Here is a 17,074-nt window from a genome sequence, read left to right on the forward strand (position 1 = left end):
CCTATCTTATTTGTTTGTCTATAGTTGATATTGTTTTAGCGGATCTATTATAATCACTTTGCATTGTGTCTTGAGTGATAGGTGTATATCTGGCCAACTCACAATTTTCTAATATTGAAATAAATTCCGAAATATTGGTTGAATCAATATTTCGCTGAGATAAAAGAGATTCTATTTTCTCTTTATTAAAATCACTCGTCTCAATATTCAATTTTGCTTTCAAGTAATTATGCAGTGCTTTCTCTAGTGCCACATAAAAGGCCTCTTTGTTATTCAGTGCTTTTTTAGACTCACCTAAATATTTTCTAGATAATTTATCTGCTTTTCTTATTCTATTACCGTGAATATCAGCATCACGTTTATCCTTATTCCTTCTAATAAAAATTACAATTGGTATGGCAAAAAACGGTGTGAGTAACAAGGACCAAAAGGCTGTAGATTGAAAAAATGGTGTATGTGTTTTACCAACCCAATTAGGCTTTGTTTTTATAAAGGCAAACGTATTTGAATTTGGACTAACAGGTTGTTTTGTTACCATAGTTTCAGAACTTTCAGTATTACTAATTGATGCAGTAGGTCCCTCTAATACATCTACAACCAATTCATCAGAATTAACCCTTTTATAGCTTTCCGTTTGTAAATCAAAATAGGAAAATGATATTGTAGGTATAGGATATTTGCCTTTATATTGCGGAACGATAGTATAGGTGTCTGAAATTGTTCCTTGCATTCCACTTAATCTGGTTCGTACACTCTCTTTATGCTCAGGCTCATATACCTCTAATGAGCTTGGAACAGAAAGTTTTGGTAACTCAAATAACTTTAAGTTTCCTTTACCTGAAACCTCAATTTTAGCCTGCAAAGATTCAGTCGCATTAAGTTGACTTTTAGTTGTGGTTACTTTAAAATTAAAATCCCCAACTGCTCCTTTAAAATCAGCAGGCTTACCTACTTCTGGCAAAGGTTTAACATTAACTGTTCTACTACCCGCAGTAACTGTCTTAGGCACCTTTGTCATTATTGGCCTACCAAAAATATCAGCTCGCCCTGTAGGTACTTCTACTGTTATATCTAAAACAAGTGGTTCTAATTTTAATTTACCTGTTTTCTGAGGATAAAGTACTGTTTTGCGTAATACGACAAATCTATAATCCTCACCCTTATATAGCCCTTTTTGAATATTTAAGCCTTTTATTTCAATATTCTGACTCCAAAAATCATTATATCTTGGATTGTCTTTTTCTCTCCAATTACTAACGCCTGTTTCTGGTGAAACATATAATTTATAAACTACTGTTATGGCTTCATTTAGGTAAGGATCTGTTTTTGAAACTTCCGCTACTAAGTGAATGTTTTGCGCAGCAATGTCAGAAGCACCTGAATTTCCATTAGGAGCATCAACTGCAGCAGTTACATTAATTGTTATGGGAAATGTTTTATAGATTTCTCCTTCAATTTCAATTGTAGCTTGTTTTATAGTAAACTTACCTCGCTTTTTAGGTGCCAAAAAATAACTATATGTTTTGGTATAAGAACGTTTCCCATTTAACCAAGAATTACTCACTGAGGTATTTGGCCCACCAACTACATCAAAATCATTGAAACTAGGTGGGACAAAATTGTCTCCATCTTTATTCATTTCAAAATCAATCCTAAGACGTTCGTTTACACCAAGTTTCTTCTTACTAACCTTAGCCTCAAACTTAACTTGAGCTGAGACTAATCCAGTGAGAAGGCAAATAAATAATATGGATATGTAATGTTTAACTTTCATAAAGCTTTAAACTCGCTTCTTTTACCAGTCTTTTTCGGTTTTTACTTTTGCTCCTTTTTGCTTTTCTGCATTTATTTTTTGTTGTACTTTTTGCTCTTGGTTTTGCATCGCCTCTAAAATATTTTTTATCTGCTGAGGTGACATTTGTCCAGGCTTTGGTTTTGGTTTTTGGTTTTTGTCCTTATCATCTTTTCCATCATCTTGCTTATCATCTTTCGGTTTTCCGTTTTCATCTTCTTCTTTATCACCATCCTTTTTATCCTTATCGCCTTCGTCCTTATTGTCTTGATTTTCTTTATTCTCGTCTTGCTTCTTTTCTTCCTCTTCTTTATCCTTTTCTTGTTCCTTATCCTTATCCTCTTTATTATCTTCTCCGCCACCATCTTTTTGCTGCTCTGCGCATTCCTTGGCTAAAGCGAAGTTATATCTGGTTTCTTCATCTGTAGGATTATTACGTAGTGCATTTTTAAAAGCTTCAACAGCATCTTTGCACTGTCCATTTTGCATTAATATATTCCCAATATTATGAAATGCTCTATGTTTTTCGTCTTTTGTCTTTGCATTATTAGCCGCTTCTTGGCTTCTAAATAATGCTTCATTAAAGCTTCCTTTTTTATAATAAGAATGTGCCAAATTATATGCACCAGCCGCCTTGTTTGGCGATTCAGATATTGCTTTTCTATACTCCATTTCTGCTTCAACATAATTGTCCTCACCAAGCAACTCGTTTCCTTTGTAAACTAAATTAGTAGCATTCTTTTCTGCCTCTATTTGCGCTTTTGTCTTTTCCTGACAAAAACCCATAAAGGTTATTAATGATACTATAATTGTTAAACTAAACTTCATTTTTACTGATTCTTACTTTAAATTTAGCAAACCCTTTTAATTGTGTGCGTTAAAGAATAATTAAAAATTTTCATTGAAAAGATTTAATTTCTTTAACCATTCTGTTTTCCTTTCTAAAAGGAATATGTCAATAAAAAACAAAAGGATACTAAGACCTAAGAACCATTGAAACTGATCTTTAAAATCTGCAATTTGTTTTGATTCAAATTCCTTCTTATCCATTTTGTCCAATAGATCCTTTATAGAATCTACAACTTCCGAAGTATTACTTCCATTAATATATAAACCGTTGGTTTCTTCGGCAATTTCCCTTAGCGTCGTTTCATCTAATCTGGTAATCACCGTTTCACCATTTTGATCTTTTTTATAATTTAATACTACACCATTTCTTTTAATTGGGATTGGACCTCCTTTTGCATCACCCACACCAATTGTAAGAATTCTAATCCCTTCATCATTAGCTTCTTCAGCAATATATACGGCCTCTCCTTCATGATCTTCACCATCTGATATTATTATTAATATCCTATTGGTTTGTTCTTCATCATCGTAATACGTTTTTGCTAACTGAATTGCTTCATGAATTGCTGTTCCTTGAGAGGAAAGCATATCTGTATTCATGTTTTGGAGAAACATTTTTGCCGATGCATAATCCGTTGTGATTGGCAATTGGGGAAAGGCTTTACCGGCGTAAGCAATAATTCCAACACGATCACTTGCCAAGCTATTAATAATCTGAGTTACTAATTGTTTAGATTTCTCTAAACGGTTTGGTGCAATATCTTCTGCTAGCATACTTTTTGAAACGTCAACTGCAAATACAATATCAACACCTTGGCTTCTTACTGTCTCTAGTTTTGTACCAATCTTAGGATTAACCAACGCTAATGACAAACACCCAAATGCACCGCTCAATACCAATAGTTTTAAAATTCCCTTGAACAAAGATTGATTTGGACTTAGCCTTTTAAGCAGGTGGCTGTCTGCAAATCTTTTTTGAGCTGATCGTCTCCAGATCTGCAACATTGCAAACAACAAAATGATCACTGGAATTACCAGTAATGTCCAAAACCATATTTTCTCATCTAGTCTAAACAAAGCTTCTAAATATTGTGTTTCTAAGAATTAGTTCTAATAACAATAATAATCCGGCAAGAAGTACTAAAGGCCTATATTTTTCCTCGTAATTATAATACTTCTTTTCTTCTATTTCGGTTTTTTCTAGCTTATTGATTTCATTATAAATTTCAGCCAGTTTTTTATTATTAGTTGCCCTAAAATATTTTCCACCTGTAACATCCGCGATTTCCCTTAGCAAGTCTTCATCAATTTCTACTTGTTGTCTTCCATACCTAAAAGAACCATTAGGGTTAATGGATATTGGTGATAATGCCATCCCGTTAGTTCCTAAACCAATAGTGTATACCTTAATACCATATTCAACAGCTAATTCACTTGCTATTTTGGGATCTATAAAACCAGAGTTGTTGACACCATCTGTCAATAAAATAATAACTTTGCTTTTTGCTCTACTGTCCTTAAGTCTGTTAACAGAAGTTGCCAAACCCATACCGATCGCTGTCCCACCTTCAATAATGGTATTATACTTAATATCTCGCAATGATCTTTGAACAATAGACTTGTCACTTGTAATAGGTGTTTTTGTATATGCTTCTCCAGCATATTCGACTAAACCAATTCTATCATTTGGTCTACCATCAATAAAATCCGATGCTACTTGTTTTAAGGCTTCTAATCTATTAGGTCTTAAATCTTTTGCCAACATACTTGCAGATACATCTATTGCCATAACAATATCAATACCTCTTGTAGTTTTAGTTCTCGTTGAGACATCAACAGTTCTAGGTCTTGCTAAAGCAGTAATTAATAAACCAAGTGCTATCAAACGAAATACAAAAAGTAAATGTTTAAATTTTGGCCAAAAAGATGATACCGTTTTAAATCCACTTGTACTAGATATTTTTAATTCAGCCGTCTGTTTATTGTGCTTAAAGACATACCAAACTAGTGCTATTGGGATTAGCAACAGCATCCAGAAAAGTTCTTTATTTAAAAATTCAATATTCTCAAACATTAGTTGTCTTCTTCTTCAGGTTCATCCGGTTTTAGCTCAATAGAATCGATAATTCGTTGTACCATTTCATCTGCATAATCATCATTATCAGGCCATGTTATAATTATTTGTTGTAAGACATTTTCATTTGAAAAACTAAAAAGTGCATATTCTGCATTAACAACATTGTTAGTGTTAGGAATAACAATGTTAAATGTCCCAAACGTTTTTAGTCCTTCTGCGGCGTTTGGAGTTATAAACTGATCTCGCTTAACTAAAATATCTCTTGCCCCTTTTGATTCGAATCCTTTAATACTTTCTTCCGATACTTTAAATAAATCAAATGTTGGGTTTTCTGTTTCTTTTGTTTGAGGTTTTTGCTTTGGAACGTTTAATGTTGTGGTATTAATTGCGACGCTGAAAATATCTAACATCGTTCCATAGACAAATGTGGTCATACTCATTTGTTCCTTGGCTTCCTCGGGTAATGGAGAATCAACACGTTTTAAAACTCTAGGTGTTTCAATCCAAACCGGTGGAAAACCATAAGCACTTTCTACCCAATTACCTTCTAAAAGTTCTTTACTTTCATGTCCGATAATCGTGTCTTTTACATATCCAAATCCATATTTAATTCCAAAACCAACAATCGTTGCAATTATTAAAAACAAGGATATGGCAACAGTAAGTATAACTTTTCTACGTTTCTTCTTACGCTCCTGAGCTTCTTTGTATTGTTTGTCTAAAAGTTTTTCTTCCTCAGATGGTTCTGGTAAGCTTGCTTTAACGTTGTCTATTTCCTTATCGATAATATCTCTATCCATTTCTGCTAATGCAGTATCTGGTTTAGACTTCGCAAATTTTACTAAATCTGCTCGTTTAAGAATAGATTGAAGATTATTAATCGTATCCTTCTTTAAAGGGATTTGATTACCATCTTTTAATAATTGAAGCCTCAATATAAGCTCGTCAGTTGTGCTTTCCATCGCACGATCGTAAACTTTTTCATCTAAATATTTACGTATAATGAGGGTTAACTCAGAATAATATTTTTTGATTTCTGACTTTAATAAAAACTGGCTTTGGTCCAACTTTCTTATTGCAATTTTGGCACGATCGTAGGGTGGCAAAAGTGCTATTTCTTCCTCTTCAGTTAATGGCTTTTTACGCCAAATAAACCAATATAATAAGAAGGCAACAAGTCCGATTAGGAGTAAAGTGATTAACAAATATTTCCACCAATTACCTCCAGTCTTATCTACTTCAATTATAGGTTTAATATCATACAAACCTTGTTTGGTGGTGTCAACTTCAATAGGATTAACCATTACTTTCAGTGAATCGGTGAAGAATGGTTTGTCTCCTATAATTATTTTTTGACGTGGAATTGTGTATACGCCAGAATCAAACTGAGTGAGTTTATATATTCTGGATAACAAAATCTTGGCATTGTTTTTTATTGTATCAATATTTGATGCTTCAACAGCCTCCAATGGTAAAAATGTCTGCCCTTCTGGAAAAACAACTAAAGCAGAAGAATCTGCTTCTACATTAATTTTGTAATTAATCTGTTCACCAATTCTAATCTGGGTTGTATCAACTTTAGAAGAAACTTGTCCGAATGAAAACGAAGTAAAAAGAATCATTAATCCAGACAAAACCAATTGTCTTGCCTTGTAATTAGAAAAATTCAATATGTAAACCTTGTATTTCATTGCTTACTTATCCTCTTCTTTTAAAATATCCCAAGAGTTTCTTTACATAACTCTCATCTACTCTACAGTCAATTGTACCTGCTCCAGATTTTGTAAAACTATCTTTAAAGTAATTGACTTTTTCTAAATAAAACTTCTCGTAATTTGATCTCACTTTTTTAGAGGCTGTATTAACTAATAGAAATTCTCCGGTTTCTTCGTCCTCCATCTGTACCATACCTATATTAGGAATTGTCTCCTCATGTTTATCGTATATTCTTATACCAGTAATATCGTGTTTACCTGCTGATATTTTGAGATTGTGCTTGTATTCGTCCGCGATAAAATCAGACAAAACAAATACGATTGCTTTCTTTTTCATCACATTAGATAAAAACTTAAATGCCTGACTAATATTGGTGTTTTTACTTTTTGGATGAAACTCAATTAACTCACGAATAATTCTTAAGACATGTGACCTTCCTTTTTTTGGTGGTATATACAATTCTATATCATCCGAAAATAAGATGAGGCCAATCTTGTCATTATTTTGAGTGGCTGAAAATGCAAGAGTAGCTGCTATTTCCGTAACGATTTCGTCCTTGAATTGATTTTTAGTTCCGAAAAATTTACTGGCAGAAACATCTGCCATAAGCATCATAGTAAGCTCACGCTCTTCTTCAAATACTTTTACAAAAGGCTCATTATATCGTGCTGTGACATTCCAATCAATATTTCTAACATCATCCCCAAATTGATACTGTCGTACTTCAGAGAAAGTCATACCTCTTCCCTTAAAGGTTGAATGATATTCACCTCCAAATATATGATCAGACAAACGACGTGTCTTAATCTCTATTTTTCGTACTTTTTTAAGAAGTTCTTTAGTATCCATTTCTCAGTTTACAGTTTACAGACTCAGTTTTCAGTAAGTTTAATTCAGTTCATAATTTGCAATATCAATGCATTTTTACTGAATACTGTGAACTCATTTATGGTACTTCGATTTCGTTTACAATTTTATTGATGATATCTTCTGAAGTAACATTTTCTGCCTCAGCTTCATACGTAATACCAATTCTATGACGTAAGACGTCATGAACTACAGCACGAACATCTTCAGGAATTACATAACCTCTACGCTTTATAAATGCGTAACATTTAGATGCGGTTGCTAAATTAATACTACCACGCGGTGATGCTCCAAAAGAAATTAGAGGTTTTAAATCTTCTAGGTTATATTTTTCTGGATAACGTGTCGCAAAAATTATATCAAGTATATACTTTTCAATCTTCTCATCCATATATACCCCTCTTACTGCTTCTTGTGCACTTAAAATTTGTTTTGGCGAAACCACTGGATTTACTTTGTCATAAGTGCCTTTTAAATTAGCTCTAACAATTAATTGTTCTTCATCCAATTTTGGATAGTCAATTACCGTTTTAAGCATAAAACGGTCAACTTGTGCTTCTGGTAAAGGATATGTTCCTTCTTGCTCAACTGGGTTTTGAGTTGCCATTACTAAAAACGGTTTCTCCAAAATAAAAGTTTCATCGCCAATGGTAACCTGCTTCTCTTGCATTGCTTCTAATAAGGCCGATTGTACTTTTGCAGGTGCTCTATTAATCTCATCTGCTAGAACAAAATTTGCGAAAATTGGTCCTTTCTTAATTGAAAAATCGTTTTCCTTAATGTTATAAATTAATGTTCCAATAACATCGGCAGGTAACAAGTCTGGGGTAAACTGAATTCTACTAAAGCTTGCGTCTATTGCCTTAGATAGAGTGTTAATTGCCAATGTTTTTGCCAATCCAGGTACACCTTCAAGTAAAATATGTCCTTGACCAAGTAGCCCAATTAACAAACGTTCTATCATATGTTTTTGACCTACAATTACCTTATTCATTTCAAAGGTTAATAGATCTACAAATGCACTCTCTTTTTCAATCTTCTCATTAATTGATTTTATATCAATTGTACTCGTTTCTTCCATGTTTTAAGGGTTTAAAATCGAAACTATTAAACAATAAGTTTTTCGAAGTTGCAAAGTGTTAAAATAATTTGTTAGATTCTGTTAACATTTGGTTAAAAATATTAGTAAAACAAAGGCTTAACACAGATTTAAGGATTGTAAAGTTTTCGTTATTTTTATGCAACATTAAATTGTTTCACAAACACATCTTATATCCATTGAAATATTCTAAAATAATTGCAGGTACAATGACCTGGGGAAATTGGGGCAAGAAAATGTCCAAAAAAGAAATGGAAGCACTAATGCAACATTGCATTTCTCAAGGCATTACAACATTTGACCATGCTGATATCTATGGTGCCTATACTACAGAAACCGACTTCGGTAATGCACTAAAAAGTTCAGGAATTATCCGTGAAGATATTCAGTTAATTTCTAAGTGTGGAATTCAATACGTATGTGAAAACCGCAACAATAAGGTTAAGCATTACAACTACAGTAAAGATTATATTATTTGGTCTATTGAAGAATCCTTAAAAAATTTAAATACAGAATATTTGGATTTGTTACTTCTGCATAGACCAAGCCCACTAATGGATGCTGAAGAAATTGCAGAAGCAATTACCATTCTTAAAAAAGATGGGAAAATTAAAGACTTTGGTGTTTCAAATTTTTCGGCATCTCAAATGGATATGGTTGGCCTAAGAATGGATATTGATGTTAACCAAATAGAGTTTTCATTAACTGAGCATTCTGCAATGCTTGACGGAACATTAGATTATATGAAAACTTGCGGAATTCTACCTATGGCCTGGTCGCCTCTAGGTTTGGTGTTTAGAGAGGATAATGAACAAACCAGACGCATACATAAACAACTTGGTCAATTACTAGATAAATATAACGCTACTGAAGACCAACTTTTATTGGCATGGACCTTAAAACATCCTGCCGGGATTATTCCAGTTGTTGGTACAACCAATAAGGACAGACTTAAACAAGCAATGGAAGCAACGAAAATAAACTTAGAATTAGAAGATTGGTTTTTAATATTAGTTGCCTGTCAAGGGCATAAAGTTCCATAAAAATATGAAAAAGACAGCATTAATTACAGGCGCCACCAGTGGAATTGGACGTGCGACAGCACATGTCTTCGCAAAGCATGGAATAAATTTAATACTTTGTGGTAGACGTCAGCACAGACTTGATAGTGTTCAAAAGGTGCTTTCAAGAGAAACTGATGTACACACATTAAATTTCGATGTACGAAGTAGAGAAAAAACGCTTGAAGCTATTTCTTCTTTACCTGACGATTTTAAAACCGTTGACATCTTAATAAATAATGCGGGAAATGCACATGGTCTTGATCCAATACAAACAGGGAATCTTGACGATTGGGATGCCATGATGGATATAAATGTTAAAGGATTACTGTATGTAAGCAAAGCAATAATACCTAGGATGACTGAGCGCCAATCTGGCCACATTATTAATATTGGATCCTCAGCTGGGAAAGAAGTCTATCCTAAAGGTAATGTGTACTGTGCCAGTAAACACGCAGTGTTAGCAATAACTGAAGGTATGCGAATTGATCTTAATCCATTTGGAATTAAAGTAAGTGCCATTAATCCAGGTTTGGTTGAAACAGAGTTTTCACAAGTTAGATTTAAAGGCGGATCTCAAGCTGATAACGTTTACAAAGGTTACAAAGCTTTACAAGCAGATGATATTGCAGAAATAATTCATTTTGCTGTTACTAGGCCGGCTCATGTAAATCTTGCTGATGTACTAGTTTTCCCGACAGCTCAGGCAAATTCTGTAACGTTGAAAAAAACTCAATAATTGGCATACAATAAACCCTTATGATTAATAAACGCCTTTTAATAAAAAACCTTCTCGCTCATAACGATGAGAATAGTTTTTACGACAAAAAAAGAAAGGTTGATATTAGTTATAAAGAGGGTAAGGCAAAATTTTTAAAACATATCTGTGCACTTTCCAACAGCAATCCAAAAAACAACTCTTACATTGTAATTGGGGTAAAAGATGAGGACAATAAAATTATTGGTACTGATTTTTTTGATGACAGTAAAATTCAGAATTTAATTAACGCTTATCTTGATAATCCACCTATTGTTCAATACGAAAATATTCCTTTTCCACATCTACCAGATGATAAGGTAGTTGGGTTAGTTACAATCAGGCCAATTGACCAAATTACATCGCTTAGAAAAAATATCTGGAAGTATTATGGTGGCTCCGTATTTTTTAGAGATGGAAGCATGAGCATGCCTAAAGTATTTGATATTGAAATAAAGGATGTAAACTCAAAGATTGTTTCTGCTATTGAAAATCATGCCCAAAATAATATTGAATTAACTTTAAATGGTGTTTTTGATTTTTTGAACAAAAGAAAAGATTTTGAACCGCAGTACAAGGTTTTTAAAGAGTACTTTGTTTTGTGTTGGTCTGGCGATAAAAAACAAGTTAAAGAAGAAGTGTTTTTTTCTAGAGTAGATATTGAATTGATTAATGAACAAGTACGTTTATTTTATTCAGCACTTGATGAAGTCTCAATAACTTTTGACAACCACTCATTCACTATCGTAGAATATGTTAGACTTGGTCTTCAAAATTCGTTTAAATATTATCAGCTAGAAGAAACAACTATTAGTTTTGATAACCATGCCAATTACACTATAAATGCCAATCTCATTTTTGAACCACCTCAATTCAACAGGAAAGTTCTTCATCATATATATAATACCAACAATACAATTTTAGAAAAACTAGAAAAGGGATTGGTTTTGGGAAATCATGAGATTATAGATCTTGAAAACTTAGCGGCAAGTTATCTTATTTGCTACTTAAACGGTTTTGAAGATGCATTACCTAAGTTGGAGTTTGCAAAACCATATATTAAAAAGTATAGTGACACACTCTATAAATCCTATAAAGAGACCATTAGAATTTTAAGAAAAGTAAGGTATAGTTGATTTAATCGTTGAAAGTTTCAGTTTTAACTGTCTTTTCCGCATCTTGTCGATTGACTGAACAATAAAATTACACGTTATACATTTTTTTTGGCCATTCATCATAATTTTTATTGAAACATAAAATTTAAGTGCATCTTTGCCTTGCTATTAATCAATTTATATAAACCTTGTGATAATTGGATGAAAATCTTTTTGATGCAAGGTTTTTTCTTTTACCTATATAAAGTTTAATTTGCTAAATACTTTATTAAGTATTCTTCTATCATCAACCTCCAACCAATTATTCAAAATTGTAGCATAAACTTCTCTAAAGTCAATTTCATATTTTAAATCTCCATTATCATCCAAATCCTTTAAATTGGCTAATTGATTATAAAAACCCGCACGTTTTAGATTTTCACCAATTACAAAAATATTGTTTGCTGCGCCATGGTCTGTACCATCACTATAATTTTGTTCTACACGTCTTCCAAATTCAGAAAATGTAAGTATAAGAGTATCTTTAAAAGTGTTGTTCCGCTTTAAGTCCTTAACAAAAGCATCGACAGCTTCTGCGTACACCTTGAGTAAATTCTCATGCTTATTGTTCTGAAAAGCATGTGTATCAAAGCCGTTTAATGTGGTGTAATATACACTAGTATCAATACCAGAATTTATAAATTGTCCAACTACTTTTAACTGAGAAGCCAGACTTGATTTTTTTGGATAACTCTCAGAAAGTTTTGAATCTAATGTCTTTTCATATAAGTATCTCGCAGACGATTTTGCATCTATCATTGTTTTATACAGATATCCAAGATTATGTTCTGTTAAATGGCTATTATCATAATGAGATAAAATAGAATTGAAGTTAGATTCTTGCAATGATCTATAAAGTTGCTTGGCTTGCTTTGTCGCAATACCGTTTAATCTTTCTCCTCTTAAGGCTAATGCTAAATTATCATCAATTTGAATAGCATTATGAGGCTTTCTTCCATAATTATCTAAATATCTACCTATCCAACCTGTCTCTAATATATTTTCGTGATCACTTGCAGTATGCCAAATATCAGTTGAAGTAAAATGAGAACGGCTCGGGTTTGGATATCCAACATTGTTAATAATACTCAAATATCCGTCGTCATATAATCTTTTTAAAGGGGCTAAACTCTTATGAAAGCCTATTTCATAATTTAATTTAATGGTGTCACTTTTTTTTATTGCGATTTTTGGACGAGCATTATAGTAAATATCATTGTTTATTGGAACAATAGTGTTTAGACCATCATTTCCGCCCATAAGATGTATTATAACCAAATTTTTATGACCAAACTTATTTGGAAACGCACCTTCAAACGCTTTTAAAAAGCTAGGAACAAAAGCCATGGTCGTTGCTAACGCACTGTTTTTAATAAATTTTCTTCTCTTCATCTTAATCTCGTTTATGCCTAGCACATTTGATACTCAGGCAGTGACATTAATTTCACTAAGTTCTTTTTGCTTGGTCGTTTACCGAAACTGGAAATATAGCGTTCTGTACCTCGATTTATATCGCATAATATTAATGTGTCTTTAAGAGTGTTCAATGATAATTTTTTTACACTCTCTCTATAGCTCTTCCAATCAACATATACAGTTAATTTTTCTTGATATTTATTCTTAACAGAAACTATTCTCAAGTTTTTAAGATTGCCTCTATATTGGTAGGTATAACTTTCTTTTTTTAAAATCATAGAAGGTAATTTAATACGCAACATTAAACTATTTGTTGTTATCCAATACTTACCACCTTTCCATCCTGCAACATTTGGCGGAAATAATAAAAACTGATCTAATAAATTCTGCAGTCTAAAGAGTTCGTTGGTTTTAGTAAAATATACAGGAACCGTGCGCTGAATTCCAATAATGAGGTCAATTGGTGACTTTATCTTTGTCCCAATATTTACATCATCATAAAACCAATCTGACATAAAAACGTAGCGCATAAGTTTTTCGATATTATAGTTGCCATAAAAAACATCAACCATTTTATTAACATGATTCTGGTTAATGTCAGAATTAACAAAGTAACCATAGATTTTTTCGCATATATGTCTTGCACATTGCTTTTGAGTTAATATAATATCAATAATATCATCCCCATTAAATCTACCTTCTTCTCCAAAAAATTTCTTTATCCCATTGTCATGCCTTACCCTTATATATCTGAAACCCCCGTCATATTTGTAATGGTATCCTGTAAATGCTCTTGCACACTCTTTAATATCCTTTTCAGTATAATTCCCTTCACCAAGAGTGAATAGCTCTAAAAGTTCCCTTGCAAAATTTTCATTTGGACTATCTTTTTTATTTTGATTTAAGTTTAAAAACTTAATCATTGATGCCTCCTTGGAAATTGCTTTTACAAAATCCCCAAAATTGCCCAATGCATGTGTCCTTAATGTGGTATTATATTTTACAATGTGATTAGTTGCTAAGTCCTTACATACAAAATGATTGGCCCAAAACAGTGTCATGCGCTCCCTTAATACCCTAGGTGTTGTTTCTAATCGCTTCAGCCAAATTGTATTTAATATCCTTGTTTCTTTTCTATTCTTATTTAAAAGTTCCTTCCGCTTTTCCTTGTTATTCTTCAATACACTTTGTGGATAAGATTTTAAATATGAGAGGTCTTTTGATAATGGGACTACGGATTGTGATTCTTTAAACAAATTATCAACTACATTTTTCTTACTTAGCTCAGACAGTCCAAGCAGTTCTTTAGGTTTTAAACCAAAACCTGCTCGCCAATATAAATGAAGTACGTGTCTTTGTTTCATATTAATATGACCAATTAATATATCAATAGTTTAAAATACAAAAATTAACAGAACACTCTGTTGCCTTTATATTTAAGAGAAATTATCAATAAAAAAGTCACATCCAAGGATGTGACTTCGTAACTTAATTTTTGTAGGAAAAACTATAAATCAAACTTAATACCTTGAGCAAGCGGCAGCTCTGTGGTATAGTTTATTGTATTAGTCTGTCTTCTCATGTAGATCTTCCAAGCGTCAGAGCCAGACTCTCGCCCACCACCAGTTTCCTTTTCTCCTCCAAAAGCTCCGCCAATTTCAGCGCCAGAAGTACCAATATTTACATTAGCTATACCGCAGTCAGACCCAGAATGTGACAAAAAACGCTCAGCCTCTCTCAAATTATTGGTCATAATTGCCGATGATAATCCCTGAGCAACACCATTTTGAATACCAATAGCGTTTTCAACATCACCAGTATATTTTAATAGATATAAAACAGGTGCAAATGTTTCATGTTGAACAATTTCAAAATCATTTTGAGCTTCTGCAATTGCAGGTTTTACATAACATCCAGATTCATAACCTTCACCCGATAAAACGCCTCCTTCAACAACAACTTTTCCACCTTCGTCAACCACCTTTTCTAAAGCGTGTTTATACATCTCTACCGCATCAGTGTCAATCAAAGGTCCAACATGATTATTTTCATCTAAAGGATTGCCAATTCGTAATTGTTTATATGCATCTACAACTGCATTCTTTACCTGTTCATAAATAGATTTATGAATAATTAAGCGCCGAGTACTTGTACAGCGTTGACCACAAGTACCAACAGCACCAAAAACAGCACCAATAACAGTCATCTTAATATCTGCATCTGGAGTTACAATGATAGCATTATTCCCTCCTAATTCTAATAATGATTTCCCTAATCTACCAGCAACTTCCTTTGCAACCATTTTACCCATTCGAGTTGAACCCGTTGCAGAAACTAAAGGTACGCGTATATCTTTAGTCATCATTTCACCTACCTTATAGTCTCCATTGATTAAACAAGAGATACCTTCAGGCAAATCATTGTCCTTTAAAACTTCAGCTATTATATTTTGGCAGGCTATACCACAAATTGGTGTTTTTTCACTTGGTTTCCAAATACAAACATCGCCACAGATCCATGCTAGTGCTGTATTCCATGACCATACAGCTACTGGGAAATTAAACGCAGAAATTATCCCAACAATACCTAATGGATGATATTGCTCATACATTCTATGACCAGGTCTTTCTGAATGCATTGTAAGCCCGTGCAACTGTCTAGACAATCCAACGGCAAAATCACAGATGTCAATCATCTCCTGTACTTCACCTAATCCTTCTTGGTAAGATTTACCCATTTCATAAGATACAAGCTTACCTAAAGCCTTCTTTTTTTCTCTAAGTTTGTCACCAAACTGTCGTACAATTTCACCACGCTGTGGTGCAGGCATTAATCGCCAAGATTTAAAAGCTTTTGTGGCTGAAGTCATGGCCTTCTCATAATCCTCTTTTGTTGTTGATTTTACAGAAGCAATTAATGCACCATCCACTGGAGAATAGGACTCGATTAATGAACCATTTGAGAAATTGTTCGACCCTGTTGAAGTTCCTTCATTTATGGCTTTAACCCCTAATTGTTTTAAAGCATCATTTATTCCGAAATTGGTAGCAACTGCTTCCATATTGACTTAGTTTTTGTGAATTATTAAATTTTAACGCGAAGTTACTAATAAATTGTCAGTTTTACTTGAAGCAAACCACTTAAAAATGTAACTTTATTGCACTAGAAAAAACAATTCAAAACATGAAAAAATATATTCTTTATTTCCTTACACTAATTGCTTTTTTTAATTGTAACAACGAATCAATAAATATTAGTAATCTTTCACTTGTAAATAAAAGTGAAAAGGCAGAATTTGCCATTATTATTCATGGAGGTGCTGGCACAATTTTGAAAAAGAACATGACACCTGAACGAGAAGCTGAATATAAGACCATACTAGAAAAGGCAATTCGAGTTGGCCACAACATTCTTAAAAATGGAGGCAGTAGTTTAGATGCTGTAGAAAAAACAATTAATGTTATGGAAGACTCTCCTTTATTTAATGCAGGTAAAGGCGCTGTTTTTACAAATGCCGAAACCAACGAATTGGATGCCTCTATTATGGATGGTAGCAACTTAAATGCAGGCGCATCTGCCGGTACTACATCTGTCAGGAATCCTATAAACCTAGCAAGAGCTGTGATGGAAAAATCAGATCATGTGATGCTTTCTGGCAAAGGCGCAGAGATATTTGCCAAAGAACAAGGATTAACTATTGTTGAACCTGAATATTTCTATACAGAAAGACGATTTAATGGGCTTAATAGCGTGAAAGAAAAGCAAGCCAAAAAAGAAGAAAATATAGATATGGAATCTGCGTTTATTAATTTTTATGATGAGGACATAAAGAATTCTAAATTTGGTACAGTTGGATGTGTGGCACTAGACAAAAATGGAAATATTGCTGCAGGCACTTCAACTGGAGGAATGACAAACAAACGCTATGGTAGAATTGGAGATGCGCCAATTATAGGTTCTGGAACTTACGCTAATAATGCAACCTGTGGTGTATCTAGTACTGGTTGGGGAGAATACTTTATTCGAGCACAGGTCGCACATGATATTTCTGCATTAATGGATTATAAAGGTCTTAGTCTCCAAGAGGCGGCGAAAATTGTATTAGATAAAGTTAAAAATCTTGGTGGTGATGGAGGAATTGTTGCTCTTGACAAAAACGGAAATATGGTGGCAGAATTTAATACTGCAGGTATGTACCGAGCTCAAATGAATGATAAAGGTGAACTTTCTATTGGTATTTATAAAAATGAATAGCCAATTATTATTATTTCACTCAATAAATCTCC

General features: G+C 33.3%; 14 protein-coding genes. 4 read left to right on the plus strand and 10 right to left on the minus strand.

The genetic code is table 11. The features are described 5' to 3' along the window. Position 1: 1 nt before the first annotated feature. The 7 genes from DUZ96_RS03300 to DUZ96_RS03330 form a co-directional block, all read right to left on the minus strand. The gene (locus tag DUZ96_RS03300) at positions 2-1,774 is read right to left on the minus strand and encodes a BatD family protein (protein WP_114300531.1); all 1,773 of its coding nucleotides are present in this window, start codon (positions 1,772-1,774) and stop codon (positions 2-4) included. A 21-nt stretch (positions 1,775-1,795) separates the two neighbouring features. Then, positions 1,796-2,620 (minus strand): aerotolerance regulator BatC, encoded by an 825-nt coding sequence (locus DUZ96_RS03305; RefSeq protein ID WP_114300532.1) that lies wholly within the window; start codon positions 2,618-2,620, stop codon positions 1,796-1,798. Between the two features lie 60 nt (positions 2,621-2,680). Continuing rightward, on the minus strand, positions 2,681-3,718 hold the full coding sequence (locus DUZ96_RS03310) for a VWA domain-containing protein (RefSeq protein ID WP_114300533.1): 1,038 nt from the start codon (positions 3,716-3,718) through the stop codon (positions 2,681-2,683). Further along, positions 3,711-4,715, minus strand: coding sequence for a VWA domain-containing protein (locus DUZ96_RS03315; RefSeq protein WP_114300534.1), 1,005 nt, complete (start codon positions 4,713-4,715; stop codon positions 3,711-3,713). The genes DUZ96_RS03310 and DUZ96_RS03315 overlap by 8 nt, the downstream gene beginning before the upstream one ends. Further along, positions 4,715-6,409, minus strand: a complete 1,695-nt coding sequence (locus tag DUZ96_RS03320; RefSeq protein WP_114300535.1) for a BatD family protein — start codon at positions 6,407-6,409, stop codon at positions 4,715-4,717. The genes DUZ96_RS03315 and DUZ96_RS03320 overlap by 1 nt, the downstream gene beginning before the upstream one ends. A gap of 7 nt (positions 6,410-6,416) precedes the next feature. Beyond that, on the minus strand, positions 6,417-7,283 hold the full coding sequence (locus DUZ96_RS03325) for a DUF58 domain-containing protein (RefSeq protein ID WP_114300536.1): 867 nt from the start codon (positions 7,281-7,283) through the stop codon (positions 6,417-6,419). A gap of 97 nt (positions 7,284-7,380) precedes the next feature. Then, complete coding sequence (locus tag DUZ96_RS03330) at positions 7,381-8,382, minus strand: MoxR family ATPase (protein WP_114300537.1); 1,002 nt, start codon at positions 8,380-8,382, stop codon at positions 7,381-7,383. Between the two features lie 197 nt (positions 8,383-8,579). Between DUZ96_RS03330 and DUZ96_RS03335 the strand changes: the two genes are divergently transcribed. From DUZ96_RS03335 to DUZ96_RS03345, 3 genes are read left to right on the plus strand one after another with little or no spacing between them, the layout of a single operon-like run. Then, positions 8,580-9,443, plus strand: coding sequence for an aldo/keto reductase family oxidoreductase (locus DUZ96_RS03335; protein ID WP_114300555.1), 864 nt, complete (start codon positions 8,580-8,582; stop codon positions 9,441-9,443). A 4-nt stretch (positions 9,444-9,447) separates the two neighbouring features. Beyond that, entirely contained in the window at positions 9,448-10,200 is a 753-nt protein-coding gene (locus DUZ96_RS03340; RefSeq protein WP_114300538.1) for an SDR family NAD(P)-dependent oxidoreductase, read from the plus strand. A 20-nt stretch (positions 10,201-10,220) separates the two neighbouring features. Further along, positions 10,221-11,354, plus strand: a complete 1,134-nt coding sequence (locus DUZ96_RS03345) for an ATP-binding protein (RefSeq protein WP_114300539.1) — start codon at positions 10,221-10,223, stop codon at positions 11,352-11,354. 216 nt (positions 11,355-11,570) lie between these two features. Here the strand turns inward: DUZ96_RS03345 and DUZ96_RS03350 are convergent, their stop codons facing one another. From DUZ96_RS03350 to DUZ96_RS03360, 3 genes are all read right to left on the minus strand, one after another. Continuing rightward, complete coding sequence (locus tag DUZ96_RS03350) at positions 11,571-12,764, minus strand: DUF1501 domain-containing protein (protein ID WP_114300540.1); 1,194 nt, start codon at positions 12,762-12,764, stop codon at positions 11,571-11,573. A 17-nt stretch (positions 12,765-12,781) separates the two neighbouring features. Then, complete coding sequence (locus DUZ96_RS03355) at positions 12,782-14,152, minus strand: DUF1800 family protein (RefSeq protein ID WP_114300541.1); 1,371 nt, start codon at positions 14,150-14,152, stop codon at positions 12,782-12,784. Between the two features lie 143 nt (positions 14,153-14,295). Continuing rightward, positions 14,296-15,849, minus strand: coding sequence for an aldehyde dehydrogenase family protein (locus tag DUZ96_RS03360; protein WP_114300542.1), 1,554 nt, complete (start codon positions 15,847-15,849; stop codon positions 14,296-14,298). Positions 15,850-15,971: 122 nt separating this feature from the next. On the opposite strand from DUZ96_RS03360, the gene DUZ96_RS03365 reads away from it, so the two are divergent. After that, a complete protein-coding gene (locus DUZ96_RS03365; protein ID WP_114300543.1) occupies positions 15,972-17,042 on the plus strand; it encodes an isoaspartyl peptidase/L-asparaginase family protein in 1,071 nt (356 codons plus the stop codon). Positions 17,043-17,074 lie beyond the last annotated feature (32 nt).

The sequence above is a fragment of the Winogradskyella sp. KYW1333 genome, from assembly GCF_003335675.1.
Taxonomy (GTDB): Bacteria; Bacteroidota; Bacteroidia; order Flavobacteriales; family Flavobacteriaceae; genus Winogradskyella.

Bases quoted from the DNA above. Each gene is read 5' to 3' on its own strand.
- DUZ96_RS03300 (WP_114300531.1), bottom strand. From the start codon at position 1,774: ATGAAAGTTAAACATTACATATCCATATTATTTATTTGCCTTCTCACT.
- DUZ96_RS03305 (WP_114300532.1), bottom strand. From the start codon at position 2,620: ATGAAGTTTAGTTTAACAATTATAGTATCATTAATAACCTTTATGGGT.
- DUZ96_RS03315 (WP_114300534.1), bottom strand. From the start codon at position 4,715: ATGTTTGAGAATATTGAATTTTTAAATAAAGAACTTTTCTGGATGCTG.
- DUZ96_RS03320 (WP_114300535.1), bottom strand. From the start codon at position 6,409: ATGAAATACAAGGTTTACATATTGAATTTTTCTAATTACAAGGCAAGA.
- DUZ96_RS03325 (WP_114300536.1), bottom strand. From the start codon at position 7,283: ATGGATACTAAAGAACTTCTTAAAAAAGTACGAAAAATAGAGATTAAG.
- DUZ96_RS03330 (WP_114300537.1), bottom strand. From the start codon at position 8,382: ATGGAAGAAACGAGTACAATTGATATAAAATCAATTAATGAGAAGATT.
- DUZ96_RS03340 (WP_114300538.1), top strand. From the start codon at position 9,448: ATGAAAAAGACAGCATTAATTACAGGCGCCACCAGTGGAATTGGACGT.
- DUZ96_RS03345 (WP_114300539.1), top strand. From the start codon at position 10,221: ATGATTAATAAACGCCTTTTAATAAAAAACCTTCTCGCTCATAACGAT.
- DUZ96_RS03350 (WP_114300540.1), bottom strand. From the start codon at position 12,764: ATGAAGAGAAGAAAATTTATTAAAAACAGTGCGTTAGCAACGACCATG.
- DUZ96_RS03355 (WP_114300541.1), bottom strand. From the start codon at position 14,152: ATGAAACAAAGACACGTACTTCATTTATATTGGCGAGCAGGTTTTGGT.
- DUZ96_RS03360 (WP_114300542.1), bottom strand. From the start codon at position 15,849: ATGGAAGCAGTTGCTACCAATTTCGGAATAAATGATGCTTTAAAACAA.
- DUZ96_RS03365 (WP_114300543.1), top strand. From the start codon at position 15,972: ATGAAAAAATATATTCTTTATTTCCTTACACTAATTGCTTTTTTTAAT.